Raw genomic sequence first — 25,316 nt, forward strand, 5'->3', positions numbered from 1 at the left:
GGTCACTCCTTGGTCTCGGAATTCGGTGCCGGTGCAGTCGTGCGGGCAGACGCGCCCGAGGTGGTGTGGGGTCGGTCGGCGATGTCGGTCAGGTCGGTGCTGCGGGAGCTCCACAGCCAGGTGGTGAGCTGGTCGACGAATCCCTCCTGGTCGGTGGGGCGCAGTAGCCAGCGTTCGGTGCTCGCGCGAACGAACCCGATGGCACCGTAGGCCCACTGCACTTCCGCGTCGCCGGAGAGCTGGAGTCTGCGGCACAGCAGTGCGGTGATGCCCTGGAAGAAGGTGTCGTAGTCGTTGTCGGCCTTCGGATCTGCCGCGCTGGTCACTGCTGCGTCGCAGAAGCGGTAGACGTTCGGGGCGCCGGCGGCGAGATCGACGAACGCTGAGATCATCGCGCGCAGAGACTCACGCGGGGTGTGCGGGCTGTAGTCAGCCTGGTCGAGGGAGCGGGTGATGACCTTCATCGCCCATTCGCCCATGGCCCGCTGCAGCCCGCCGCGGTCGCCGAAGTAGCGGTAGAGCACTGTCTTCGTCGTCTGCGCCTGCACGGAGAGCTGCTCCATGGAGATCCCGGGGCCGTGGTCGGCGACGGCATGGCGCACCGTGCGCAGGAGCATCTTGCGACGCTCGCGGCGATGGGCATCCCAGCGTAGGCGCCGGCCATCCTGAGTGACGGGTTTCATATGACGAACAGTATCAGGTACTGTCGGTTACAGGTACTCATGGTGCGCCCGCATCGATCTGACAACCACGACCCCCGGAGGAATCACATGACGCAGCGCAGAGCCGCAGTCCTGGGAGGCAACCGCATCCCGTTCGCACGCAGCAACAAGCAGTACGCCCACACTTCGAACCAGGACATGCTCACCAGCGCACTCGACGGCCTCGTCGCTCGCTACGGCATGGCCGGCGAACGCCTCGGAGAGGTCGCAGGCGGAGCCGTGCTCAAGCACAGCAAGGACATCAACCTCACCCGTGAGGCCGTCCTCGGCTCCGCACTCGACCCCCACACCCCGGCTTTCGACATCGGCCAGGCCTGCGCCACCGGCCTGGAGACCGTGGTCTCGATCAGCCACAAGGTCATGCACGGTCAGATCGAATCCGGCATCGCGTGCGGTGTCGACTCGGCATCCGATGCCCCGATCGTCGTGACCGAAGAGCTGCGGTCGATCCTGCTCGATCTCTCGCGCGCGAAGTCCAACGGCCAGCGCCTCAAGGCCCTGACTCGGCTGCGTCCGCAGCACCTGGCACCACAGGCGCCGAGCACCGGCGAGGCGCGCACCGGCATGTCGATGGGCGAGCACCAGGCGATCAGCACCGCAGCCTGGGGCATCAGCCGCGAAGACCAGGATGCTCTGGCTGTCGAGTCGCACCGCAACCTCGCCGCTGCGTGGGACCGCGGATTCTTCGACGACCTCGTCACCTCCTACCAGGGCGTGAGCGTCGATACGAATCTGCGCCCGGACTCGACGATGGAGAAGCTCGCCGAACTCAAGCCCGTCTTCGGCCGCAACCTGCCGGAGCCTGCGACCATGACGGCAGGCAACTCGACTCCGCTGACCGACGGCGCCTCTGCCGTGCTCATCGGCAGCGACGAATACGCTGCCGCCCACGGCCTGGAGCCGCTGGCATACTTCCGTGACGCCGAGGCGGCCGCCGTCGACTTCGTCCACGGGGGAGAGGGCCTGCTCATGGCTCCCACCTATGCCGTTCCGCGGCTGCTGGCCCGCAACGGCCTGACATTCGCCGACTTCGACTTCTTCGAGATCCACGAGGCCTTCGCCTCGACCGTGCTGTGCCACCTCGCGGCATGGGAATCCGAGGAGTTCTGCCGTGAACGCCTCGGCCTCGACGGCGCCCTCGGCTCGATCGACCGGACCAAGCTCAATCCCAACGGCTCGTCGCTGGCAGCCGGGCACCCGTTCGCCGCCACCGGCGGGCGCATCATCGCCACCGCAGCCAAGCACCTGAAGGAGACCGGCGGAACGCGCGCACTCGTCTCGATCTGCGCCGCCGGCGGTCAGGGACTCACCGCCATCCTGGAGGCATGACCATGAACGACAAGTACATCTCGCTGGCCAACGGGCCGCTCAAGAAGATCGTCAAGACCCTCGGCCTGCCCGCACCTGTGCCGCTGCGCCGCTTCGACCCGGCCGACAGCGCTCACGGCTACCTCAGTGAGCCGATCCTCGTGCTCGGAGAGACCGCCGGGGCCGACGCGCTGAGCCAGCTGCTGCTCGACAACGACTTCAGCGTGCACCGCACCCCGAATCCGGGTCTGCGCTACCAGGCGATCATCGCCGCCTACGACGGGCTGACCCATCCCGACCAGTTGCAGGACACGACACTGGCCATCGGTGCGGCACTGCGCCAGCTGACCAGGTGCGGCCGCGTCATCACCGTCGCCGACGCCGGCGTCGTCTTCCCGCACACCACGGATGCCGACCCGGCACTCAACGCCGTCCGCAACGCCGTCACAGGCATCACCCGTTCGCTCGCACACGAGATGCGCGCCGGCTCGACCGCAAACGGCATCGTCCTCGACGGCGTACAGCCCACAGCGCCGTCGGCCGTGGCTGCCCTGTGGTTCCTGCTCTCGGCGAAGTCCGCCTACGTCTCCGGGCAGTTCCTCACGGTCTCCAGCGACCGCGGAACCACCACCTCGGCCGCGGAGTTCGCCGCCACCGGCCAGACCGGACCGCTCAACGGCGCAGTCGCTGTCGTCACCGGTGCCGCCCGCGGCATCGGCGCAGAGATCGCCCGTGTGCTCCACCGGGACGGGGCACAGGTCTACGGCGTCGACGTTCCGCAGGCCGGGCAGGCCCTGGCGCAGACGATGAACAGCATCGGCGGAGTCGCCATCCAGCTCGACATCACTGCTGAGCACGCGGGTCAGCAGATCATGGAGCGCGTCGGCGCCCCGATCGACATCCTCATCCACAATGCCGGCATCACACGTGACAAACTGCTGGCGAACATGGACGAATCCCGCTGGGCGTCCGCGATCGCCGTCAACATCTCCTCCCAGCTGCGCATCAACGAGTCGATCACAGCGGCCACCGGCTGGGGCCAGGCTCCGCGGGTGGTGTCGCTGGCCTCGATCGCCGGCCTGGCAGGCAACCGCGGGCAGACGAACTACTCCGCTTCGAAGGCCGGTGTGGTGGGAATGGTGGCAGCTGCTGCAGAGGACTTCGCTGCCCGCAGCGGCACCATCAATGCCGTGGCTCCGGGCTTCATTGAGACCGATATGACCGCGGCGATGCCGATGGTTCCGCGCGAGCTCGGCCGCCGGCTGTCGAGCCTGCAGCAGGGCGGCAAGCCGCGCGACGTCGCCGAGGCCATCGCGTTCTTCGTCCAGCCCGCCGCCGGCGGCATCAACGGCAAGACGCTGCGTGTGTGCGGCCAGAGTCTGCTGGGGGCGTGATGACGAGATTCACTCGAGGCGTACCGCGGCCCATCAACTCCGGCGCAGTGCTCGCCAAAGCCGTCCTGCGCCAGTTCAAGAAGCGCCCGCACAGCTCTGCCCATATGCCGACCCGCTCCGTGGAGTCGACCACCACGCTCGATCCCGTCGAGGTGGCGGCATTCCACCGCGTCGTCGAGGCACCGGTGACGGACTCCGTGCATCCGGGGTATCTGCACAAACTCGGCTTCCCGCTGGCAATGCAGCTCATGACCGACCCCGGCTTCCCGCTGCCGCTGCTGGGCCTGGTGCACATCGTCAACCGGTTCCGCCTGCACCGGCCGGTCCTCATCGGCGAAACCGTGACGACATCGGTGCGGATCGGGCAGGCCCGCAAGCACCGCAAGGGCACTGAGTTCGACGTACTCGTCACGGGAGTCGTCGACGGTGAGACGGTCTTCGAGGAGACCGCCACCTATCTGGCAGTCGGCAAGCACCTCAGCAGCGCCGAGTCCGAACGCGAGGAGGAGCGCAGCGAGTTCGAGGCCCCGGGAGTGCCGTCAGCCATCTGGAAGCTGCCGCGCTCGATCGGCCCAACGTATGCGAAGGTCTCAGGGGACTACAACCCGATCCACCTGAATCCGCTGGCCGCCAAGGCCTTCGGGTTCCCGGCCTCGATCGCCCACGGCATGTACACCGCCTCACGTGCGCTGTCCGAGTCCCAGGTCCCGGCCGGCGGCTACGTGTGGGAAGCGCAGTTCGCCAAGCCCGTCATCCTGCCGGCGCGGGTGGGCTTCGGAGTCTTCGACGATCACGAGGGCGCCACTCGCCGCTATGCGGTGTGGAGCGTCAAGAACGGCAAGCCGCACGTGCTCGGAAGCGTCGCTCCGCTGTCGTGAATAGTGTGTCGGAACCCCGCCTGACCTGCGCGGATGCACGCATCCATGTATGTTTGTGCGGTGTTCGTCACAGAGGGCGAAACCGATTTTGCAATCGGGTTCAGAGCATGTAATGTGTTCTCTGTTGCCCGCGCGGGTGGCGGAATTGGTAGACGCGCTAGCTTGAGGTGCTAGTGCCCACTATATCGGGCGTGGGGGTTCAAGTCCCCCCTCGCGCACAACCGGCTCAGGCCGCTGAAAGCCCCGGAACCATTGAGGTTCCGGGGCTTTCTGCATGTCGGCGACCCCTCCGTCTGCACGGGATTCTGTGACATACTCGCCGGTGAGGATGCAGCCCATCCGAACCGTGTTCCCGGCAAGACAAGGAAGTCATCAGTGCCCTCTACGCGAAGTGAGCTCGTCACTGCCGCCGTCCACTATCTGTACGCGCTGTCACAGAACCTGACACCGGCAGCGGAGATCAGCGGTGCAGTCGAATTCGAGACCGCTGCGGCACTCGAGGAAATCCTGCACGGGCAGGGCAGGACACGTGCGGAAGTGATCAACGTCTTCGCATTGATCGCCGCCACCCGAACCGAGCTCACCACCGGATCAGCTGTGCCGTTCTCGAAGGACGCCTACGATGCCGCGCGAGCGCGTGCCGTGCGCGGACTGGAGTTCGCCGGCCGGGCCGGTCACCAGATCTGGCCGCCGACGAGCCAGACCGTGCGCAAGCGCCTGGGCACGAACTTCTGGAACGATGCGCTGAGCTCACTGGGCTTCCCCACCTCGGGCGGCGGCCGCAAGAGAGGTGCCTTCCACTACTCTCCTGAAGCATTCCGCAGCGCTGTCATCGATTTCCTCACCGATGCGCGCGCAGCTGGGGGAGCTGAGAGCTTCAGCCGCTATGAGGCATGGGCCAAGGACGAGCGCGCCGCCGGCCGGACCAGGCCCTCAGGTGCCTCGGTGCGCAACCACTTCGGCAGCTGGAACGACGCCAAGGCCGCAGCGGAACAGGCCTGATCTCGGCTCGGTCACGTTGCGCGCGGCATCGGCCGCCCGAACGTCTTGATCCGCCAACGCGGTGGCACATAGTCCGACCAGTGCCGTTCGATTGCCAGCTCGTAGCTCTCGACGAGCTTCTCCGTCGCTGCCCGCCAGCTGTGCTGCTCCATCTCGGCCTTGCCTCCGGCGGCCAATGCCGAGCGCAGGCTCTCATCTGCCAGCAGACGATTGACCTGAGCTGACATGTCCTCACTCGAATGGGGTTTGCACAGCAGCCCACCGACACCATCGGGCACGGCGAACGGGATGCCACCAGCCCGGGCAGCGACGACCGGCACTCCCGAGGCCATCGACTCCAGTGCCACCAGCCCCAGCGTCTCGGTCGTCGAGGGGAAGACGAACACATCGGCTGAGGCGTAGGCCTCGGCCAGCTCCTGACCGCTCATGTACCCGGTGAAGACCGTCGGCGTGCCGGCGAACTCGGCCTCCAGCTGGCCCAGGTGCGGGCCGGATCCGACCATTGCCAACCGGGTGCCCTCCGGAGCGCGGTCGATGACGCCGCGCAGCACATCGAGGTCCTTCTCCTTCGACATCCGCCCGACATAGACGAGCAGCCGATCCTCTGGATGCCCGTCGGTGAGTCGCTCACGCATCCGCTGCGAGTAGTTGCCCGGATGGTAGGTCTGCGTGTCGACCGCCCGCGGCCAGAGGTCGAGGTTCTTGATCCCGGCAGCCGCAGCCTGCTCGATCATCGGCTGCGAGGTGCACAGATTGACCTCTGCGAGGTTGTGGATCCACGTGATCCACCGTTCGGTCGTGTCGGTGATCCACTCAAGCCCGAGCCGCTGCGTGTACTCAGGCACATTCGTATGGAAGGACGCGAGCATCGGCAGGTCGCGCCGCTTCGAGGACATCGTGCCGTAGGCAGCCAGCCAGATCGGATTGACGGCATGGACGATATGCGGGTGGAAGCGCTCCATCGTCTTGGCGATGTTCGAAGTCGGCAGGCCGACGCGCAGCTCGGGATACCACGGCTTGAAGGACACCGAGCGCACCGGAACCACCCGGAACCCCGCATAGCGGGCCGGCGGATGGCCCGGCGCGAACACGACGACCTCATGACCCATTTCGGCCAGGTGGTCGAGGGTGCCCATGAGCCGGGTGACGACCCCGTCGATTTTCGGAAGGAAGACTTCCGTGAAGAGGGCGACGCGCATCAGCTGCCGGAGACCGCCGCCGTCTCGTCGTGGTCACCGCTGGCCTGCGCATCTGCCAGGCCCGAGGTGTCGGTCGGGACGGTCGGCACACCCGGCTGCTGGTGCTTGGTCCAGACAGAGGACGCGGGGATCTTCGACAGGTCCGCCCGGTGGGCATAGCGCTTGGCGGTCTCATTGACCTCCATGAGCAGCCCGTCGGACAGCGTCGTCGGCTTGAGTCCGAGTGCCAGGAACGTCGCATTCGAGGCGTGGAGGTCGTTCTCGGCCGACTCGTGCCGCGGATTGGGCACGTTCTCCAGGCGGGCACCGGTGATCGAGCAGATGAGTTCGGCGAGTTCGCGCACCCGATGGGTCTCGGTCAGCTGATTGAAGATCTTGACCCGCTCACCGGCCGCAGGCGGATTGTCCACCGCGATCTCGACGCAGCGGACCATGTCCTGGATGTGGATGAACGCGCGCGTCTGACCGCCGGTGCCGTGGACGGTCAGCGGGTAGCCGACCGCCGACTGCATGAGGAACCGGTTGAGCACGGTGCCGTAGTCGCCGTCGTAGTCGAAGCGGTTGACCAGCCGTTCGTCGAGCTTGGTCTCTGCGGTGTTCGTACCCCAGATGATGCCCTGGTGCAGGTCGGTGATGCGCAGCGCGTCGTTCTTGGCGTAGTAGGCGAACAGGTGCTGGTCGAGCACCTTCGTCATGTGGTAGATCGAACCCGGGTTGGTCGGGTACAGGATCTGCTGTTCGACCTGGTACGGCTCGCATGGCCGTCCCTCGGCGTCCTTGTCGGCAGTGACCTGCACGTCGAGGTAGCCCTCGGGGATCTCCATCCCGGCGGTGCCGTATCCGTAGACGCCCATGGTGCCCAGGTGCACAAGGTGGATGTCCGAACCGTTCTCGACGATTGCGGCGAGCAGGTTGTGGGTGGCGTTGACGTTGTTGTCGACGGTGTAGCGCTTGTGTGCCGGGGACTTCATCGAGTACGGCGCAGCGCGCTGTTCGGCGAAGTGGATGACGGTGTCAGGTGCGTACTCGCCGAGCAGGCGCAGCACCGCCTCGTAGTCCTGAGCCAGGTCGATCTGGGCGAAGCCGATCCGCTTGCCGGTCAGCTCCTCCCAGGCGTCGAGCCGTTCTTCGATCGAGGCGATCGGGGTCAGCGACTCCGCACCGAGCTCCTCGTCGATCTCCCGGCGAGAAAGATTGTCGAGGATGACAACGTCGTGGCCTCGCGCTGAGAGATGCAGGGCTGTCGGCCAGCCGCAGAACCCGTCTCCACCGCAGACAACAGTCTTCATCTTGCTCCTCCTCGATCGACGACGGCGCGCTCGCGCCGGGACACTTAGTCGTAGTCTGTCATATGCACACGCCGCCCACGCACGCGGCGACGCGCCGGAGGGCCCCGGCTTCGAAGGCGTCACGGGGTATTCATCTGCGGTTCGCCGATTTCCGGATGACGAACGCTCGCGAACGTGCTTGCGCTTCCGGTGTACGCTCGGCTCAGGCCGGCCCGGCCGCACCGCCGCGAGTGAGAATGGAGAGTGTCGATGAGTCATCAGTTCGCCAGCGCCGAGGCAGAGGTCACCCGCCTGTGCCAGGAGCTCATCCGCATCGACACGCAGAACTGGGGCAACAACAAGTGCAACCCTGAGCGTCCGGCCGCTGACCAGATCGCCGCCTGGTTCGCCGAGGTCGGCCTTGAGTCCCAGATCTACGAGTCCGCCCCCGGACGCGCGACGCTCGTGACCCGGGTGCCGGGCACCGATCCCGAGGCGCCGGCGCTCGTCGTGCACGGCCACACCGACGTCGTGCCCGCCGACGCCTCCGAATGGTCTGTCGACCCGTTCGCCGGGGAGATCCGCGACGGCCTCGTCTGGGGTCGTGGGGCTGTTGACATGAAGGACATGGACGCGATGATCATCGCGGTCGTGCGCACGATGATGCGCGAGAACCTGCGTCCGCGCCGCGATCTCATCATCGTCTTCTTCGCCGATGAGGAAGCCGGCGGGCTCTACGGTTCGCAGTGGATGGCCAAGAACCATCCCGAGGTGTTCGACGGCGCCACCGAGGCGATCTCCGAGGTCGGCGGCTACTCCGTCGACATCCGCGGCCAGCGCGTGTACCTTGTCCAGACCGCGGAGAAGGGCATCGCCTGGCTCAAGCTCATCGCCCGCGGCACCGCCGGGCACGGTTCCCAGATCAACCGCGACAACCCGGTCACCAAGCTCGCCGAGGCGGTCGCACGGATCGGCGCGTATGAATGGCCCGAGCAGATGCCGCAGGCCACCCGCGACCTGCTCGTCGGCGTCTCCGAACTCACCGGGATCCCATTCAGCGCAGAGACCTACGGCGAGCTGCTCGACGAACTCGGATCGGTGGCCAAGTTCGTCGGTGCGACGTTCGCCAACACCTCGAACCCGTCGATGCTCGAAGCCGGCTACAAGCACAACGTCATCCCCTCGACAGCCTCGGCCTACATCGACTGCCGGCACCTGCCCGGCCAGTACGAGGACCTCAAACTCAAGCTCAAGGAGCTCGCCGGGGAAGGTGTCGACATCGAAGAGGAGATCGTGGCCACTGCTCTCGAATCACCCTTCGGCGGTCGGCTCGTCGACACGATGGTCGCCTCCCTGCAGGAGGAGGATCCGGACGCCACGGTGCTGCCGTACACGCTTTCGGGCGGCACCGACAACAAGGCGCTCTCGCTGCTGGGGATCACCGGCTACGGCTTCGCACCGCTGCGCCTGACCCCGGACCTCGACTTCCCTGCGATGTTCCACGGGGTCGACGAACGGGTGCCGGTCTCGGCTCTCGAGTTCGGTGCCCGGGTGCTCGGCCGGTTCCTCATGGAAGCCTGAGCCAGCCGCACCTGTTCTCACTGCGGCCACCGTCTCGGTGTCAGTCGTCGTCCTCCAGCCAGCGCTGACGGCGCTGGACCGAGGCGACGACGACGCCGAGGAGCACGAGCCCGATGGCGATGAACGTCTGCGGGCCGATCGGGGCAGCTCCGACAGGGAAGAGCAGGTCGATGACGAGTGAGCCGAGCAGGTTGCCGAACAGCGCCAGCAGACTGATGAGCAGCACTCCCAGACGGCCGACCGCCACGGTGGAGAAGCCGATGTACATGACGCCGAGCACACCGCCGATGAGCATCCACCACTGACCCGGCATCTCCGGGAACCCGCTGATCGGCACGCCGGACAGGCGCACGATGACTGCCGCGGCAAAGAGGAACAGTGAGCCGACGAGGAAGTTCGTGAACGTCGCCGCGTAGGCCGAGCGGGAGGCGGTGTTGAGGTTGCCGTTGAAGGCCTGCTGGAACGCCGTGAGCGCACCGGAGGTCAGCGGCAGCAGCGGCGCCCACAGGGGTACGCCGTGGGACAGCGCACCGGATGAGGACACGACGACGCCGAGCAGGACGATGATGACGCCGGCGACACGGGGGACGCTGGGAGCCCGGCGCCCGCCTGGGCTCAGCCGGGTGTTGTCGACGATGAGCCCGCCGAGCAGCTGACCGCACACGAAGGACATGATGAACGTCGCCACGCCGAACAGCGGGACGGTCAGCGACTGCGCGATGACGACAGAGGCGCCGCCGATGCCGCCGGTGAGCATCCACCACGGGAACTCGCCGCGGCGCACCAGCTGCCAGGCGCGTCCGAGTCCGCGGCGGGCGCCGGGTTCGAAGGGGATGGCAAGGCAGAGGACGACGAAGCCGCCGGTGAAGGACAGGAATGCGGCATACAGGCCGTGGCCGAGGGCGGCGGCGAGGTGACCGTTGGCGGTGCCCTGGATGGACATCGCGATGCCCGCGGCGATCATCGCCGCGGCTGACAGCAGCGCCGGCCCGCGTGATGCGGTGGCCGTCATGCGGAGTACTTGATGCGGATGATGCGGCGACGCAGCCACACCGTCTTCGATCCGCCCATCCCGATCCGGGTGCGTGCCAGCTCCCAGCGGCCGTATTCGGCTTCTTCGGTCAGCAGGCGGGCGGCTTCTGATCGGGTCATCTCCCGATGCAGGCTCACGGTCCGGAATTCGTACTCCACAGGTGTACGACGTCGCTTCACATTCCCTCCTTCGCTTCGATGAGATTATCACCAGGCGGGCCTGTTTCCCGGGCTGCTCGCAGGGCGGACACGCCGCACCCGGCGTGCATTATCCTGAGGCGTATGGTCCATCTGGTTCTCATCCGGCATGGGGAGAGCGATGCCAACGCCGCCGGCCTGCTCGCCGGCCGGACGCCCGGGGTCGCTCTCACTGCGGCTGGCCGCGCCCAGATCCGCAGTCTGGCCGGCGTCCTGCCGTTCGCCTCGATCACCGCGCTGCGGCACTCTCCGCTCATGCGCTGTGTGCAGACGACCGAAGAGCTGCTCGGCATCGTCACCGTCGCTCAGACCCGGGAGGACCCGGACCTGGCAGAAGTCGACTACGGGCAGTGGAGCGGCCAGCCGCTCACCTCGCTCAAGGCACAGCCTGAGTGGACACGCGTCGCCGAGTGCCCCTCGTCGATGGTCTTCCCCGGCGGAGAATCGCTCAAGGCGGCTGCCGCCCGGGGGATCGCTGCAGCCCAGGCGCTGGTCGCCGAGCTGCGCCAGCTCACCGCAGGCAGCGGTCAGGACGAGAACAGCTGTGAGGACGGCGTGGGGATCATCGTCAGCCACGGTGACATCATCAAGGCGATCCTCGCCGATGCCCTCGGCATCCCGCTCGACCGGTTCCAGCGCATCGCGGTGGCTCCCGGATCCTTCAGCGTCATCTCCTACCCGGCCACCGGGCATCCGGTCGTGACCGCCATGTCGGTCACCGCCGGCGGACGCCAGGCCAGCCCCGACCTCGGCGGCGGCCGGTAGCCGACCCCGCACTGGGCCGAACCCGCACTGGGACGAACCCGCGCCGCGATGGGCCGAACCGGCACTGGCGCGCAGCGCTCCGGTCAGATCGCTGAGATGACCCCGGCGCCCAACAGGGCGTAGATGACCAGGCCGATGATGACGCGGTACCAGACGAAGACGGCGAAGGAGCGGGTCGAGATGAACTTGAGGAACCCGACGATGACGATGTAGCCGACGACGAAGCTCACCAGTGTGGCCAGTGCGGTCGGCCCCCAGCCGAGCACCATCGGCTCGCCGATGCTCTTGAACAGGCCGTAGAAGCCCGAGGCCATCACCGCCGGGACAGCGAGCAGGAACGAATAGCGGGCGGCGGCTTCGCGCTTGAAGCCCATCAGCCGGCCGGCGATGATCGTGCCGCCGGAGCGCGACACACCGGGGATGAGCGCCATCGCCTGTGCCAGGCCGTAGAGGATGCCCTGACCCCAGGTCATGTCCTTGAGCTCATAGGTCCGCGAACCGTACTTGTCGGCCACGCCGAGGATGATGCCGAAGACGATGAGCATCGTCGCAGTGATCCACAAGCTGCGCAGCACCGTCTCGATCTGGCTTTCGAACATCAGCCCGAGCACCGCGATGGGAATCGAGCCGAGGATGATGAGCCAGCCGAGCCGGACCTTCGGGTCGTCCTTGGGTCCGCGGCCCACGAGCGCCTTGCACCAGGCGGCGATGATGCTGGTGATGTCCTTCCAGAAGTACACGAGCACCGCGGTTTCGGTGCCGATCTGCACGATGGCGGTGAAGAACGCTCCCGGGTCCTCGCCCGGCAGCAGGAACTCGCCGACGATCCGCAGATGTGCTGATGAGGAGATCGGCAGGAACTCCGTGAGTCCCTGCACGACTCCGAGGATCGCGGCGATGAGCCAATCCATGCACTTACTCCTAGCTGTAGGCACCCGCCAGCGGCGGTGTGGACAGACTCCCGCGCCGGGGATCTGGCGGCGGGATGGGGCTGGCTCCGAGGGCTTCGTCACATGACAGCGGCGACGCACCGGCGGGCAGACCCACATCAGGGTAGACCCACTGATCAGGTAACCTCAAGGACTATGCACGTTCACCGCGTCGGAACATCAGGTCTGGAGCTCTCCGAGCTCGGACTCGGCACCTTCGACTGGGGCAGTCGCGTTGAGGCGGACACCGCCCAGCAGCTCCTCGATTCCTACAGCGAGGCCGGAGGCACGACTCTTGAGCTGCCGTCGTTCGCCTCACCTGCGGCCGACCTGCTCGGGAAGCTGACAGTCAGCCCCGAAGTCACTGTGTGCGCCCGTGTCGGTGTCGCCCAGCGCGGTGATGAACCGGTCCTCAGCCTGTCCCGGCAACAGGTGCTCAGACAGACCCGCGAGCTCCTACAGCGGATGCGCCGGGACCACATCGAGGTCCTCGTCCTCGACGGCTTCGACGTCACCACTCCGCTGGAGGAGACCGCCTCAGCGCTCGAGACGCTGCTGAGCGCCGGGGACATCGGCTATGTCGCCTGCGCTTATCATTCCGGCTGGCAGCTGGCCGCTGTCGCCGGAGCCGGCATCCCGGTCGTCGCTGCGTTCAACGAGCATTCGCTGCTCGAGCGCTCGGCGGAGTCCGATGTCGCACCGGCCGCCGACTATCTGGGCATCGGGATGGTCGCCGGTGCCGCACTCGGCCGCGGTGCGCTCTCGGGCCAGTACCTCAAGGCTGTGCCGGCGGACTCACGGGCTGCGGTCCACCGCGATGGCTACATGCAGCGGTATCTGACCGATGACGCGCAGCGGATCGTGGCCGGCGTGAGCAAGGCCGCTTCGAGCCTGGAGATCGCCCCGGTCGATGTCGCGCTGGCCTGGATGCGCTCACAGGCACCGGCCTGCAGCCTCATCAGCCCGCGCACGACCGATCAGCTCACACAGCTGGTCAACAGCGATGCCGAACTGCAGCCGGAGATCCTCCAGGTCCTCGACCAGATCTCCGAACCCAGCTGACACCTCGGGCACGGCAACAGGCGCTGTTCAGGTGAGGGTGGGGCAGCAGCGCTCAGCGCTCACTGCTTGACGGTGACCTCATCGTCGTAGTCGTCGTCGAAGTCGTCATCATCGTCTTCGTCGTAGTCATCGTCATCATCGTCGAAATCATCATCGAAGTCGTCATCATCGTCATCGTCGCCGAGGTCGGCCTTGGCGTCTTCCTGATCATCGAAGAGCTCAAAGGGCGTGACCTCCTCGAATGCGCGATAGAGGGCGTCCTCGTAGATGTCGAAAGCCTCGGCCAGGGCCATGTAGGTGGCTTCGACTCGCGGGTCCTCATCGGAGGAACGGTGGGCCGCTGCAGCGTAGTGCTCGCGGATTGCCGAAAGGAACTCTTCCAGGGCCACATCGGGTTCAAGGCTCATGCCTCCAATGTACCCCCCTTCTGCAGGCCGCGTCACCAGTTCGAGCCGATGACGAGGGGAATCGAATGCCATAGGGTAAGGACTATGGCCGCCCCGATCTTCGAACACTCGTCGCCCGACCGGTTCATCGCCGGGACCGTCGGCCTGCCGGGCGAGCGCACGTTCTTCCTGCAGGCCGCCTCCGAGGGCGTCGTCACCTCGGTGACGCTGGAGAAGGAGCAGGTCGAGATGCTCGGGGAGCGGATGGACGAGCTGCTCGACATGGTCAGGGCCAAGGGCGCCAGCACTGTGCCGATCCCGGTCGGCCCGCTCGAGGAGCTCATCGACAACGCCGGCCTGGCGATGCCCGTCGACGCCGAGTTCATCGTCGGCACCATGAGTCTGGGCTGGGACACCCAGGCCGGTCTGCTCATCGTCGAATGCTTCGAACTCACCCAGCAGGACGCCGAGTCGGGCACCAGCGGCGACCCGGATGACGACACGCAGGAGCGACGCTCACTCAAGGTCACCCTCACCGCCGGCCAGGCCCGCGAGTTCGCCCGCCGCGCCGACCAGGTCGTCAATGCCGGACGCTCGGACTGCCCGTTCTGCGCGCTGCCGCTCGATCCGGCCGGTCACATGTGCCCGCGCGCCAACGGAATCGCCCGCTGATGCCGGATATGACGACCCGCAGCGGACACAGCGACTCCAGCCCCGACTGGCCGGAGATCTCCGTGCGCATCGACACACCGACGCACCTGTCAGCGGCAGACGACACCGCCAGCATCGTCGACGTGCTCACCGCCGGTGAGGTCCACCAGCTCGGGCGCATCCCGCACGCCTCGAATGACACGCGGCTCATCACGGTGACAGCAGGTGAGACTGTGCTGCGCGCGGTCTACAAGCCCGCCGCGGGGGAGCGGCCGCTGCATGACTTCCCCCACCAGTCGCTGGCCGGCCGGGAGGTCGCCTGCTTCGAACTCGGGCAGGCCATCGGGCTGCCGGTGGCCCCGCCGACGGTCATGCGCACTGACATGCCGGCCGGACCGGGCTCAGTGCAGGCGTATGTCGAGACGCTCAGCCCCGGCGATGCGCTCGTCGACATCTTCGAACCCGACGAGGTGCCTGAAGGCTGGGCTGCGATCTTCGCCGCCGTGTCCGAAGACGGTGAGGACCTCGTCGTCGCCCACGCGCTCGCACCGGCACTGCGGCAGATCGCACTGTTCGACCTCATCGTCAACAACGCCGACCGCAAAGCCTCACACATCCTCAGCGGGCACTACCGCTTCGACGGCACCGCACCCGGCGTGTTCGGCATCGACCACGGACTGACCTTCCACGCCGAACCGAAGCTGCGCACCGTGCTGTGGGGCTTCTGCGGCGAACCCTTCACACCTGCTGAGAACCGGCTTTTGGCCGAGGTCGCCGAGAGCACCGAACTGCGGCACCGCCTCGGGACCTGGCTCACCGATGCCGAGGCAGACGCCACCGCGGCACGCGCAGCGGCCCTGAGCGAGCTCGGGGCCTTCCCGCTGCCGCCGGCGACCCGGACGCCGATTCCGTGGCCGCCGCTGTGACCGCGGCACGCTGAGACATCCCGTTCCGGTGCGCCGGCACGTCCCGATCCGGCATGTGGGCACATGCTCTTCCGCTGCGCCGGGACATCAGCCGTGTTGAGGTCGCTGATTGCTCACTCGTATGCTGGGGACGTGAAACCATGGCAATCTCCTGATGTTCCCAGGCTCTCCAGCTCCGGCCGCGGCCCCGACGTCTACTGCACTGCAGAGCAGGGACCTGTACAGGCGCCGGGCAAGGAGAAGGTCGCGCGACTCTACGTCTGCGGGATCACCCCCTACGACTCAACCCACCTCGGTCACGCCGCCACCTATGTGGCCTTCGACGTGCTGCAGCGGGTGTGGCGCGATGCCGGTGTGGAGGTGTCCTACGTCCAGAACATCACCGACATCGACGACCCGCTCCTCGCACGGGCCGACGCCACCGGCGTCGACTGGCGGGATCTGGCCGACGGTGAGATCGAACGATTTCGCAGCGACATGGAGGCGCTGCGCGTCATCGCCCCCGACCACTACATCGGTGCCGTCGAGAGCATCGATCTCGTCGTCTCCGCGGTCACCGAACTGCTGCACAACGGTTACGCCTACCGTCTCGACAACGGCGATGTGTACTACCGCGTCAACGCCGCGATCAAACCGGCTTTCGGTTCGGAGTCACATTACGACCGCGACACGATGCTGCGCCTGTTCGGCGAACGCGGCGGCGACCCCGGCACACCGGGCAAGGAAGATCCGCTCGACGCGCTGCTGTGGCGTGCCGAACGCGAAGGCGAGCCGTCCTGGGACGGCGGCGAGCTCGGCCCGGGCCGGCCCGGCTGGCACATCGAATGCGCGGCCATCGCCAACGAGTACCTCGGCTTCCCGCTCACCATCCAGGGTGGCGGCTCAGACCTGATCTTCCCGCACCACGAGATGTGCGCAGCGCACGCGACCGCACTGACCGGCGAGCCGTTCGCCCAGGTGTTCATGCATACCGGCATGGTCGGCTACGAGGGCGAGAAGATGAGCAAGTCTCGCGGGAATCTCGTCTTCGTCTCCGCGCTGCGCGAATCCGGTGTCGACCCGATGGCGGTGCGGCTGACCCTGCTGGCGCACCACTACCGCTGCGACTGGAGCTATTCCGATGAGGTGCTCGAGCAGGCCCAGCAGCGCCTGGCCACCTGGCGCAGGGCCGCCGGCCTCGGATCGACGGTCAGCGCCGAAGACGTCATCGACGATCTGCGCCACGACCTCAGCGACGACCTTGACACGCCCTCAGCGCTCTCAACGCTCGACCGCTGGGCTGCCACCACGAGCAGCGAGGGGTCGCGCGCCGACACCGAGGAGATCGTCGAGGCGATCGACGCCCTCCTCGGCGTCAGGCTCTGACGACTGCTGTCGCACACTGACGGCCGGCCCCGCACCACGAGGTGTGGGGCCGGCGGTGTTTCAGCCTCCGTCGCGGCGCCGGTGCTGCAGGTAGCGCTCGAACTCGCGGGCGATCGCCTCGCCCTTGGCTTCGGGCAGCTCGGAGGTCTCCGCGACCGATTCGAGGTGCTCGACGTGATCCTGCAGGTCGGGGTTGGCTTCGACGAACTCCTCGACGCCGAACTCCCAGGCACGGGCATCTTCGACGAGGTCGTGCTGGGGCACGACCAACCCGGTCAGGTCCTCGAAGGCGCCGAGCAGCGACAGGATCGCCTTCGGCGAGGTGGTGCCGGCGACATACCCGGGCACGGACACTGTCAGGGTGACCGCCGTGATGCGCTGCGCGGCGAGCATCACCGCGAAGACCTCCAGCAGACCGGCAGTGCCCTCACCGTAGGCCGATTCGACGCCGTCATAGGCGGAGACCACGTCGGACTGTTCGCTTGTGATCGCGACCGGCAGCGGACGCCGATGGGACACCGCTGCGGCAGCACCGCTGATGAGCACCACACGATCACCGGAATGAGCACCGTCCAGCAGCACTTCGAAGGCCTCAGCCCAGTAGAAGGTCGGCTCCGGCCCGATCATGACGATCACGCTGATCGGCGTGCCCGGCACCGTTCCGAGATAGGTCTCGACGCACGGCCACTCGACTTCAGCGTTCATTCCGGAGCGGCGCAGCCGCGGACGCACCAGCGTGTAGTCGTAGTAGCCATCGGTCAGCAGGTCCTCAGCCGGGCGCAGATCCCACGCCTCGACCAGGTGATGCGCGGCGTCGACGGCGCTCTGACCTGCGTCATCCATACCTTCGACGGCGATGATCCGCAGCCAGCGATCGGAGGGAGGCAGAAAGTCCATGGGCACAGACTACGCTAGGAGTCATGCGATTCTACTCGGCAGTCCTGTGGGACATGGACGGCACTCTCGTCGACACCGAACCGTACTGGATCACCGCCGAAACAGAGCTCATGCGCACTCACGGTCTCGACTGGGACGAGGAGAAGGGCATGCTCATGGTCGGCAACGAGCTGCTGACCTCGGCCCACATCCTCATCGCCCACGGCCTGACGCTGCCAGCTGAGGAGATCGTCGAACTGCTCCTCGACCGCGTCATCGAGCTCATCGGCGAGCATGTGCCGTTCCGGCCCGGGGCACGTGAGCTGCTGGCAGACCTGCAGGCCAACAGCGTGCCGTGTGCGCTGGTGACGATGTCGTATCGCCGGCTCACCGAGGCGGTCGTCGCCGCCTGCCCGGACGGAGCATTCGCAGCGCTTGTCACCGGCGACGAGGTGCCGGCCGGCAAGCCGGATCCAGCGCCCTATCTCATCGGCGCCGAGCAGATCGGCGTACCACCCGAAGCATGTGTGGCATTCGAGGACTCCGTGCCCGGACTCACCAGCGCCGAATCCGCAGGGACGATAGCGTTCGGGGTGCCGCATCTGGTGCCGATTCCCGAACAGCCGGGCCGACGGCTCGTGCCGACCCTGGAGGGGATGAGTGCCCAGTCCCTCGACGGCCTGATCGGCTCGGCCGTCCCGCACGGGCCCGGCGTCGCCGATGCCCAGCAGTCCAGCGACGGCGAGTGAAGGAGCAGGCCCCTGCAGGCTGGCTCAGTCGGTGCCGCCTGAGAGCAGGTCGGCACCGGCGATCTCAGTGATCGGCGGTGCCTCCGGGGGCGTATTGCCCCATGCCGGGCACATCGGCTTGAACGAACACCAATTGCACAGCGGGGAACGGCGCGGACGCCAGCGCCCGGCCTGTGCGGCATCGGTGATCTCGTTCCAGATGCCGCGGACTTCGAATTCGGTGCGCTCGATATCACCCATCGTCGGCTGCATGTCGATCGAGCTGCGCGAGCCGAGGTAGAGCAGCTTGAGGGTGTGCACGAGCTGGCCCTCAGCCAGGTAGTGCATGAGGGCATAGAAGCGCATCTGGAAATCGGCTTCGCGGCCGTACTGCGGTTTGGGCTGCTTGCCGGTCTTGTAGTCGACCAGCCGCACCGCCCCACCCGGGGTGGCGTCGACGCGGTCGATGAATCCGCGCAGCACCGGACCGCCCTCGAGCGGCACCTGCACGAACTCCTCCCGCCGGTCCGGTTCGAGCATCTGCGGAATCTCAAGCGCGAAGTACGAACGGCACAGCTCGGCTGACTCGTTGAGCAGCCGGCGGCGATCCTCCTCAGCGGGGAAGAGCTCAGCGACACGCCCGTCCTCGTCGGTCAGCCGGGTCAGCTCGATGGGCAGCAGCTCGATCGTCTTCTCCCACGTCCGCTCGGGGGCGACCGCGTCGAAGAGACGCTCGAGCACGGCATGGACGAGGGTGCCGCGGAACGCAACGGGCGACAGCGGCTCAGGGATCTTGTCGACGGTGCGGAAGCGGAACTTCAGCGGGCACTGGACGAAGTCATTGGCCCGGGACGGAGAGAGCGCGACGAGTTTGGCCATAACCGAAACCCTACCGGCCGCCGCTGACATCACTGACCGTTCCCTCCTCGGCCTGGGCAGACTCTCCTCGGCATGGGCGCGCAGAGACAGCAGGGCATCCCCTTTAGGATGGTGGACATGACTGAGGCGAGCGCGAAGGCAAACCCCCCGGCCAAACGGACCGGGGCGTCGAACGGGCTCATCATCGGCTGGGTCTTCGGTGCTCCCGTCGTCCTCGCCTGGTCCTGGTTCATCGCCGCGGTCATCATCACAGTGCTCTTCGCCCCATGGGTCTCCAGCGTTCGGCCCGACCTCGGGTTTCTCTCCTGGGTCGTCGCCTTCGCCTATGCGGTGTTCCTCTTCGTCTCCGTCTTCCTCCACGAACTCGCCCACGCGATCGCAGGGGCTGCCGTCGGGCAGAAGGTCGCTGCGATCGAGCTCAACATCTGGGGCGGCTTCACCCGGTTCGAACCCAAGATCGAGGAGGACCCGAAGCGAGCGGCATCGACGAGCTTCATCATCTCCGTCGTCGGTCCGGTCATCAACCTCGTCCTCGCCGGTCTCGGCTGGCTGTCCATGGGGGCCTTCGAACAGTCCTCGGTGCCATGGCTGCTGCTCATCGCCGTGACGTTCGCCAACGCCGCATTGGGCATCATCAACCTGCTGCCGGGCATCCCGCTCGACGGCGGCTGGGCGATCCAGGCCCTCATCTGGCGTGGCACCAGCAGTCAGTACCTCGGGACCGTCATCGCCGCCTGGATCGGGCGGATCATTGCCGCCGGTTTCGTCTTCTGGGCTGTGGTCACCCCGCTGCTGCGCGGCGAGCGTCCCGACCTCATCACCGTGCTGTGGATGTCGGCGATCGCCTTCATGCTGTGGTTCTCCGCCAGCGATGCCGTCACCCATGCCAAACGCGCCCGCCGCATGGAGACCTACGATCTGCACGCGGTCATCCAGCCGGCGATCGCGGCCACCCACGACTCGACCATCGAGCAGACCCTCGGCTTCGCCGACTCCCTCGGCAAAGGACCCTCGGTCATCATCGTCGTGCTCAACGAGCGCGGTCTGCCGTATGCGTTCCTCGACCGGCACGCCGCCTCCCAGGTGCCGATCGGTGCGCAGCGGTCTGAGACGATCGCCGACTACGCCCGGCCCTTCGGCGGCTGGATCGGGGTGCCCGAGGACATCACGGCCCCGCACCTGCTCGAGTCGCTGACCCACCGGCCGAAGGCCGCCTACTGCATGGTGATGCGCGGCTCCACACTCACCGGTGTCATCGACCTGCAGGAGTTCTTCGACGAACTCCTCGCCGACTGAACCGCCGGTGACCGTGTGCCGCCTGCGTTCACGCAGTGAGAGGCCTGACCAGCCGGCCGGGCCAGGGACTAGAGTGGGGAGCATATGAATGCACAGCAGGCTTCCGGCGCGCCCGTGCGGCGCGGACCCTTCCGGATCGGCGACAAGGTCCAGCTGACCGACCCGAAGGGTCGACTGCAGACGATCGTGCTGACTCCAGACGGCACCTTCCACGCCCACACCGGCACGCTTGACCACGCCCAGCTCATCGGCCAGCCCGAGGGCGTCGTCGTGCGCAACTCCAGCGGCACCGCCTACCAGGCGCTGCGCCCGCTGCTGGAGGATTTCGTGCTGTCGATGCCGCGCGGAGCGGCCGTCATCTACCCGAAGGACGCCGCGCTCATCACCACGCTCGGTGACATCTTCCCCGGCGCTGTCGTCGTCGAAGCCGGTGTCGGCTCCGGTGCGCTGACCCTGTCGCTGCTGCGCGCGGTCGGCGATCAGGGCAGCGTCCACTCCTTTGAGATGCGCCCGGACTTCGCCGAGATCGCCGCCGGCAACATCGCCGACTTCTTCGGCGGGGAGCACCCGGCATGGTCGTGCACCACCGGCGATCTCGCAGAGGAGCTGCCGAAGGCCTTCGAACCCGGAGAGGTCGACCGAGTCGTCCTCGACATGCTCGCCCCATGGGAATGCCTGCCGGCCGTCACCGAGGCCCTCATTCCCGGGGGAGTGCTGACCGTCTACGTCGCCACCGCCACCCAGCTCTCGCGCACCGCCGAGGCGATCCGCGCCACTCGCATGTACACCGAACCGCACGCCATGGAATCGATGATCCGCGACTGGCACCTCGAAGGACTGGCGGTGCGCCCAGTCCACCGGATGATCGGCCACACCGGGTTCCTGCTCTTCGCCCGCCGGCTCGCTCCGGGCGTCGACCCGCTCGAGCGCAAGAAGCGTCCGCAGGGCTCCGAACCCAGTGCTGAGGACCGCGCCCACTGGGAAGGCGGAGAGTTCACCGACGAGACCATCGGCCACCGCTATGCGACCGGCAAGAAGATGCGCCGGCTCAAGCGCGAGGTCGGCTCCCGGCGCAAAGCCGAGGACGCCGCCCAGCAGACTGCGGCAGCCGCCAGCGACGACCCCACCGCGAAGGAGGACCAGTGAGCCCCACCACCCCGGATCCCACCGCGGATCTTGCCAAGCTGCGCAAGGACTCAGCCCAGCTGCGCCAGCAGCTGTTCAACGCCTCGAAGCGCAACGAGGCACTGACGAAGACGCTGCGCCAGGCGCGCGACGAACTCGCCCGCATCCGCACCGAAGCCGAGCGGATGTCCGATCCGCCGAACTCCTTCGGCACCGTCCTGGAAGTCGTCACCGACGCTGAAGGCGTGCCCGAACTCGACGTCCACGTCTCCGGGCGCCGGATGCGCGTGGCGATCTCGACCGAGCTCGACACCGCCGAGCTGCGACCGGGCATCCAGGTCCGCCTGTCCGAAGGCCTCGTCGCCCTCGAAGCCTGCGACTACACCCGGGTCGGCGACGTCGTCACCGTCCGCGAGGTGATGAGCGAGGACCGGATCCTCATCGGCACGCCCGGCGACGACGAGCAGGTCTACATCCTCTCTGCTGTGCTGCAGGAGGAGGGCGTGCGTCCCGGTGACGCCGTGCTCGTCGACACCCGCACCCGGTTCGCCTACGAGAAGATCGCCAAGCCCGAGGTGTCCTCGCTGCTGCTCGAGGCCGTCCCGGACATCTCGTACAACGACATCGGCGGTCTGGAAGCCCAGATCGACATGATCCAGGACGCCGTCGAGATGCCCTTCGAGCACCCGGAGCTCTACACCGAGCACGGCCTCAAACCGCCCAAGGGCATCCTGCTCTACGGCCCGCCCGGCTGCGGCAAGACGCTCATCGCCAAGGCTGTTGCCCACTCCCTGGCCCAGCGCCGCGGAGACGCGACGACGCGTTCGTACTTCCTCAACATCAAGGGCCCCGAGCTGCTCGACAAGTACGTCGGCGAGACCGAGCGCCAGCTGCGGCTCATCTTCGCCCGGGCACGGGAGAAGGCCACAGCCGGCTCACCGGTCGTGGTGTTCTTCGATGAGATGGAGTCGCTGTTCCGCACCCGCGGCACCGGCAAGTCCTCCGATGTCGAGACGACGATCGTTCCGCAGCTGCTGGCCGAGATCGACGGTGTCGAGCAGCTGGAGAATGTCATCGTCATCGGTGCCTCGAACCGCGAGGACCTCATCGATCCGGCGATCCTGCGCCCGGGCCGGCTCGACGTCAAGATCCGCATCCAGCGTCCGGACCGCTCCGGGGCAGCCGAGATCTTCTCGAAGTACCTCGTGCCCGAGCTGCCGCTGCACGAGTCGGTGCTCGACGCGGTCGAGGGCTCACGCGTGCAGGCCGTCGAGGCGCTCATCTGGCGCTGTGTTGAGCGGATGTACGCCCACAGTGAGGACAACGAGTTCGTCGAGGTCACCTACGCTGATGGCAGCGCCGAGGTGCTGTACTACTCGGACTTCGCCTCCGGTGCGATGATCTCCAACATCGTCGACCGTGCGAAGAAGCATGCGATCAAGGCGCTGCTGGCCGACGGGCAGCGCGGCATCAGCTGGGAACACCTCGAGCAGGCGATCGTCGAGGAGTTCTCCGAACACGAGGACCTGCCCAACACCTCGAACCCGGATGAGTGGTCGCGGATCTCCGGCCGCAAGGGCGAACGCGTCACCCACCTGCGGATGCTCGGCCAGCAGCGCTCACAGGCTGCTGAGGCCGATGCGCGTGCCGAACGCGACCGGCAGCTCGACGCCGAGGTGCGCGCCGCCTCGGGCACGGTGGGCGAACCGGAGACCGCGACCCCGGACCCGGACCTGCTGTGAGCCGGGGCTGGCCGCCGTCAGCTCAGCGTGCCGAGCGCCCGGCCACGGCGGTGGCGATGACCCGCCAGCCGACGAGGGTGACGAGGTTGAGGCTGGCGGCCACGACGATGAACGGACCCTCGGTGCCCTCGCCGGTCAGCGCCCGGATGACGAGGCCCACGAGCACTGTCGTGGCCCACAGGCCGGTGCCGGTGCGCAGCGGCGCGAGTGGGGCGGCCCACACGGCGTTGAGCAGCCAGGCGATGACGAGCCCGGCGAGGAACGGCCAGGCGGTGCCGAGGATCTGCTCGGGCACCAGCGACTGGTGGTGCGTGTAATGGCCGACGACCGTGAACAGCGCGACCAGGCACGCGTCGACGACGACGGCGATGAACAGGTGAGATGATTTCTTTGCAGCCACGCAACGATTCTACGTCCGCGCCGGCGGCAGACAGGAGGAGGACATGCTGAGTGTCAGACGCGTGATGGGAGCAGAGACCGAGTTCGGGATCTCCCAGCCCGGCCGCCCGCACGCCAACCCGATGCGCGATTCCGCCCGCGTCATCGACGCCTACGCAGGTCCACGGGGCCTAAAGTCCTCGCAGAGCTTCTGGGACTTCGACACCGAATCCCCGCTGGCCGATGCCCGCGGCTTCATCATGAACGAAGCCCAGGCCCACATCTCGCAGCTGACCCACCTGCCCCAGGCGCAGCCGGACGCCCAGTACCTGGCCAACGTGGTGCTGGAGAACGGCGCCCGCTACTACGTCGACCACGCCCACCCCGAATACTCCTCACCGGAGACGCTGACCCCGCGCGATGTCGTGCTGTGGGACCGGGCCGGCGATGTCGTGGCGCTGCGCTCGGTCGAGACGCTGGCCGGTGGCGAGGAGCCGGTCAACCTGTACAAGAACAACACCGACTCCAAGGGCGCCAGCTACGGCGCGCACGAGAACTACCTGGTCGACCGCAGCGTCGACTTCGACGAGCTGGCCGCCTGCCTCATCCCGTTCTTCACCACCCGCCAGATCCTGTGCGGTGCCGGCCGGGTCGGGATCGGCGCCTCAGGGGAGGAGCCGGGCTATCAGATCTCCTCCCGGGCGGACTTCTTCGAAGCCGAGATCGGGCTGGAGACGACCCTGCGCCGCCCGATCGTCAACACCCGCGACGAACCGCATGCCGATCCGCTGCTCTACCGGCGACTGCACGTCATCATAGGCGATGCGACGATGGCCGAGCCGGCCACCCTTGTGCGCTTCGGTTCGACCTCGCTCGTCCTCGGGCTCATCGAGTCCGGCCGGTGCCCGCGCATCGAACTCGCCGACCCGGTCGCAGCCCTGCAGCAGGTCTCGCATGATCTGAGCCTCTCGGCCCCGCTGGAGCTGGTCGACGGATCGTCCATGACCGCGATTGAGATCCAGCGGATGTACTGGCAGGCCGCCGCCGAGGCGGTGGGCGCCTCTGCAGATGAGGACACTGCCGAGGTGGTCGAGATGTGGGATCGGTTCCTCACCGACCTGGCCGAGGACCCGATGCGCCTGGCCGGCGAGATCGACTGGGTCGCCAAGCTGCAGCTGCTGACCGGTTATCAGCAGCGCGAATCGCTGCCCTGGAACCACCCGAAGCTCGCCCTCATCGACGTGCAGTACCACGATGTGCGCCCCTCCAAAGGGCTGTTCTACAAGCTCGAGGCCGCCGGGCGGATCCGGCGGTTCACCACCGATGAGCAGGTCGCCCACGCGGTGGAGAACCCGCCGGAGGACACGCGCGCCTACCTGCGCGGGCGGGTCGTCGAGAAGTTCACCGACTCCCTCATCTCCGCCAGCTGGGACTCCCTGGTCTTCACCACCGGTGGCGAACGGCTGGTCCGCGTGCCGATGAAGTACCCGCTCAAGGGCACGAAGGAGCTCGTCGGCGAGATCGTCGAATCCGCCGGCAGCGTGGATGAGCTGTTGAAATCATTGGGCATCACTACACTTGAGGACAGCAGTCCAGCAGTCCACCGCGACAGGAATGAGGTGTGAG

General features: G+C 67.2%; 25 protein-coding genes and 1 tRNA gene. 16 read left to right on the forward strand and 10 right to left on the reverse strand.

Going from position 1 to position 25,316, the window contains the following annotated elements:
• Window positions 1-2: 2 nt before the first annotated feature.
• A complete protein-coding gene (locus H9634_RS08310; RefSeq protein ID WP_191726235.1) occupies window positions 3-683 on the reverse strand; it encodes a TetR/AcrR family transcriptional regulator in 681 nt (226 codons plus the stop codon).
• Window positions 684-770: 87 nt separating this feature from the next.
• On the opposite strand from H9634_RS08310, the gene H9634_RS08315 reads away from it, so the two are divergent.
• The 5 genes from H9634_RS08315 (at window position 771) to H9634_RS08335 (ending at window position 5,304) form a co-directional block, all read left to right on the forward strand.
• Window positions 771-2,051 carry an acetyl-CoA C-acetyltransferase gene (locus H9634_RS08315; RefSeq protein ID WP_191726236.1) on the forward strand — a complete coding sequence of 427 codons (1,281 nt, stop codon included), beginning with the start codon at window positions 771-773 and terminating at the stop codon, window positions 2,049-2,051.
• 2 nt (window positions 2,052-2,053) lie between these two features.
• Window positions 2,054-3,424, forward strand: a complete 1,371-nt coding sequence (locus H9634_RS08320; protein WP_191726352.1) for a 3-oxoacyl-ACP reductase — start codon at window positions 2,054-2,056, stop codon at window positions 3,422-3,424.
• On the forward strand, window positions 3,424-4,302 hold the full coding sequence (locus tag H9634_RS08325; protein ID WP_191726237.1) for a MaoC/PaaZ C-terminal domain-containing protein: 879 nt from the start codon (window positions 3,424-3,426) through the stop codon (window positions 4,300-4,302). Before H9634_RS08320 ends, H9634_RS08325 begins: the two co-directional genes overlap by 1 nt.
• A gap of 130 nt (window positions 4,303-4,432) precedes the next feature.
• A tRNA-Leu gene (locus H9634_RS08330) sits at window positions 4,433-4,520 on the forward strand.
• Window positions 4,521-4,677: 157 nt separating this feature from the next.
• The gene (locus H9634_RS08335; protein WP_191726238.1) at window positions 4,678-5,304 is read left to right on the forward strand and encodes a hypothetical protein; all 627 of its coding nucleotides are present in this window, start codon (window positions 4,678-4,680) and stop codon (window positions 5,302-5,304) included.
• An 11-nt stretch (window positions 5,305-5,315) separates the two neighbouring features.
• On the opposite strand, the gene H9634_RS08340 is transcribed toward H9634_RS08335, so the two are convergent.
• Window positions 5,316-6,503: a glycosyltransferase family 4 protein gene (locus H9634_RS08340; protein ID WP_191726239.1), complete on the reverse strand. Its 1,188-nt coding sequence runs from the start codon at window positions 6,501-6,503 to the stop codon at window positions 5,316-5,318.
• The gene (locus H9634_RS08345) at window positions 6,503-7,792 is read right to left on the reverse strand and encodes an NAD-dependent epimerase/dehydratase family protein (protein WP_191726240.1); all 1,290 of its coding nucleotides are present in this window, start codon (window positions 7,790-7,792) and stop codon (window positions 6,503-6,505) included. The genes H9634_RS08340 and H9634_RS08345 overlap by 1 nt, the downstream gene beginning before the upstream one ends.
• A 249-nt stretch (window positions 7,793-8,041) precedes the next feature.
• On the opposite strand from H9634_RS08345, the gene H9634_RS08350 reads away from it, so the two are divergent.
• Window positions 8,042-9,352 carry a M20/M25/M40 family metallo-hydrolase gene (locus H9634_RS08350; RefSeq protein ID WP_191726241.1) on the forward strand — a complete coding sequence of 437 codons (1,311 nt, stop codon included), beginning with the start codon at window positions 8,042-8,044 and terminating at the stop codon, window positions 9,350-9,352.
• A 40-nt stretch (window positions 9,353-9,392) separates the two neighbouring features.
• Here the strand turns inward: H9634_RS08350 and H9634_RS08355 are convergent, their stop codons facing one another.
• Window positions 9,393-10,364, reverse strand: a complete 972-nt coding sequence (locus H9634_RS08355; RefSeq protein WP_191726242.1) for a DMT family transporter — start codon at window positions 10,362-10,364, stop codon at window positions 9,393-9,395.
• Window positions 10,361-10,564: a DUF5703 family protein gene (locus tag H9634_RS08360; RefSeq protein ID WP_191726243.1), complete on the reverse strand. Its 204-nt coding sequence runs from the start codon at window positions 10,562-10,564 to the stop codon at window positions 10,361-10,363. The genes H9634_RS08355 and H9634_RS08360 overlap by 4 nt, the downstream gene beginning before the upstream one ends.
• A gap of 102 nt (window positions 10,565-10,666) precedes the next feature.
• Between H9634_RS08360 and H9634_RS08365 the strand changes: the two genes are divergently transcribed.
• Window positions 10,667-11,347 (forward strand): histidine phosphatase family protein, encoded by a 681-nt coding sequence (locus H9634_RS08365; RefSeq protein WP_191726244.1) that lies wholly within the window; start codon window positions 10,667-10,669, stop codon window positions 11,345-11,347.
• An 83-nt stretch (window positions 11,348-11,430) separates the two neighbouring features.
• On the opposite strand, the gene H9634_RS08370 is transcribed toward H9634_RS08365, so the two are convergent.
• A complete protein-coding gene (locus tag H9634_RS08370; protein WP_191726245.1) occupies window positions 11,431-12,258 on the reverse strand; it encodes an undecaprenyl-diphosphate phosphatase in 828 nt (275 codons plus the stop codon).
• A gap of 174 nt (window positions 12,259-12,432) precedes the next feature.
• On the opposite strand from H9634_RS08370, the gene H9634_RS08375 reads away from it, so the two are divergent.
• A complete protein-coding gene (locus H9634_RS08375) occupies window positions 12,433-13,338 on the forward strand; it encodes an aldo/keto reductase (protein ID WP_191726246.1) in 906 nt (301 codons plus the stop codon).
• 59 nt (window positions 13,339-13,397) lie between these two features.
• On the opposite strand, the gene H9634_RS08380 is transcribed toward H9634_RS08375, so the two are convergent.
• On the reverse strand, window positions 13,398-13,745 hold the full coding sequence (locus H9634_RS08380; protein WP_191726247.1) for a hypothetical protein: 348 nt from the start codon (window positions 13,743-13,745) through the stop codon (window positions 13,398-13,400).
• Window positions 13,746-13,829: 84 nt separating this feature from the next.
• Here H9634_RS08380 and H9634_RS08385 point away from each other — a divergent pair, with 84 nt between their 5' ends.
• From H9634_RS08385 to mshC, 3 genes are all read left to right on the forward strand, one after another.
• Window positions 13,830-14,396 carry a DUF3090 domain-containing protein gene (locus tag H9634_RS08385; protein WP_175294730.1) on the forward strand — a complete coding sequence of 189 codons (567 nt, stop codon included), beginning with the start codon at window positions 13,830-13,832 and terminating at the stop codon, window positions 14,394-14,396.
• 8 nt (window positions 14,397-14,404) lie between these two features.
• Entirely contained in the window at window positions 14,405-15,301 is an 897-nt protein-coding gene (locus H9634_RS08390; RefSeq protein WP_191726248.1) for an SCO1664 family protein, read from the forward strand.
• 132 nt (window positions 15,302-15,433) lie between these two features.
• Window positions 15,434-16,666, forward strand: coding sequence for a cysteine--1-D-myo-inosityl 2-amino-2-deoxy-alpha-D-glucopyranoside ligase (gene mshC / locus H9634_RS08395; RefSeq protein WP_318245049.1), 1,233 nt, complete (start codon window positions 15,434-15,436; stop codon window positions 16,664-16,666).
• Window positions 16,667-16,726: 60 nt separating this feature from the next.
• On the opposite strand, the gene H9634_RS08400 is transcribed toward mshC, so the two are convergent.
• Complete coding sequence (locus H9634_RS08400) at window positions 16,727-17,563, reverse strand: PAC2 family protein (protein ID WP_191726250.1); 837 nt, start codon at window positions 17,561-17,563, stop codon at window positions 16,727-16,729.
• Window positions 17,564-17,586: 23 nt separating this feature from the next.
• Here H9634_RS08400 and H9634_RS08405 point away from each other — a divergent pair, with 23 nt between their 5' ends.
• Window positions 17,587-18,291, forward strand: a complete 705-nt coding sequence (locus H9634_RS08405; RefSeq protein ID WP_191726251.1) for an HAD family hydrolase — start codon at window positions 17,587-17,589, stop codon at window positions 18,289-18,291.
• Between the two features lie 24 nt (window positions 18,292-18,315).
• On the opposite strand, the gene H9634_RS08410 is transcribed toward H9634_RS08405, so the two are convergent.
• The gene (locus H9634_RS08410) at window positions 18,316-19,149 is read right to left on the reverse strand and encodes a RecB family exonuclease (RefSeq protein ID WP_191726252.1); all 834 of its coding nucleotides are present in this window, start codon (window positions 19,147-19,149) and stop codon (window positions 18,316-18,318) included.
• 117 nt (window positions 19,150-19,266) lie between these two features.
• On the opposite strand from H9634_RS08410, the gene H9634_RS08415 reads away from it, so the two are divergent.
• The 3 genes from H9634_RS08415 to arc all read left to right on the forward strand — a co-directional run bounded on the left by H9634_RS08415 (window position 19,267) and on the right by arc (window position 23,312).
• The gene (locus H9634_RS08415; RefSeq protein WP_191726253.1) at window positions 19,267-20,445 is read left to right on the forward strand and encodes a site-2 protease family protein; all 1,179 of its coding nucleotides are present in this window, start codon (window positions 19,267-19,269) and stop codon (window positions 20,443-20,445) included.
• Window positions 20,446-20,529: 84 nt separating this feature from the next.
• A complete protein-coding gene (locus H9634_RS08420) occupies window positions 20,530-21,591 on the forward strand; it encodes a tRNA (adenine-N1)-methyltransferase (RefSeq protein WP_191726254.1) in 1,062 nt (353 codons plus the stop codon).
• Window positions 21,588-23,312: a proteasome ATPase gene (gene arc / locus H9634_RS08425; RefSeq protein WP_191726255.1), complete on the forward strand. Its 1,725-nt coding sequence runs from the start codon at window positions 21,588-21,590 to the stop codon at window positions 23,310-23,312. The genes H9634_RS08420 and arc overlap by 4 nt, the downstream gene beginning before the upstream one ends.
• 22 nt (window positions 23,313-23,334) lie before the next feature.
• Here the strand turns inward: arc and H9634_RS08430 are convergent, their stop codons facing one another.
• A complete protein-coding gene (locus H9634_RS08430) occupies window positions 23,335-23,712 on the reverse strand; it encodes a DUF3054 domain-containing protein (protein ID WP_191726256.1) in 378 nt (125 codons plus the stop codon).
• A gap of 43 nt (window positions 23,713-23,755) precedes the next feature.
• Between H9634_RS08430 and dop the strand changes: the two genes are divergently transcribed.
• Complete coding sequence (dop, locus tag H9634_RS08435; protein WP_191726257.1) at window positions 23,756-25,315, forward strand: depupylase/deamidase Dop; 1,560 nt, start codon at window positions 23,756-23,758, stop codon at window positions 25,313-25,315.
• Window position 25,316: the final 1 nt, after the last annotated feature.

This window comes from Brevibacterium gallinarum (assembly GCF_014836885.1).
In the GTDB taxonomy this organism is placed as follows: Bacteria; Actinomycetota; Actinomycetes; order Actinomycetales; family Brevibacteriaceae; genus Brevibacterium; species Brevibacterium gallinarum.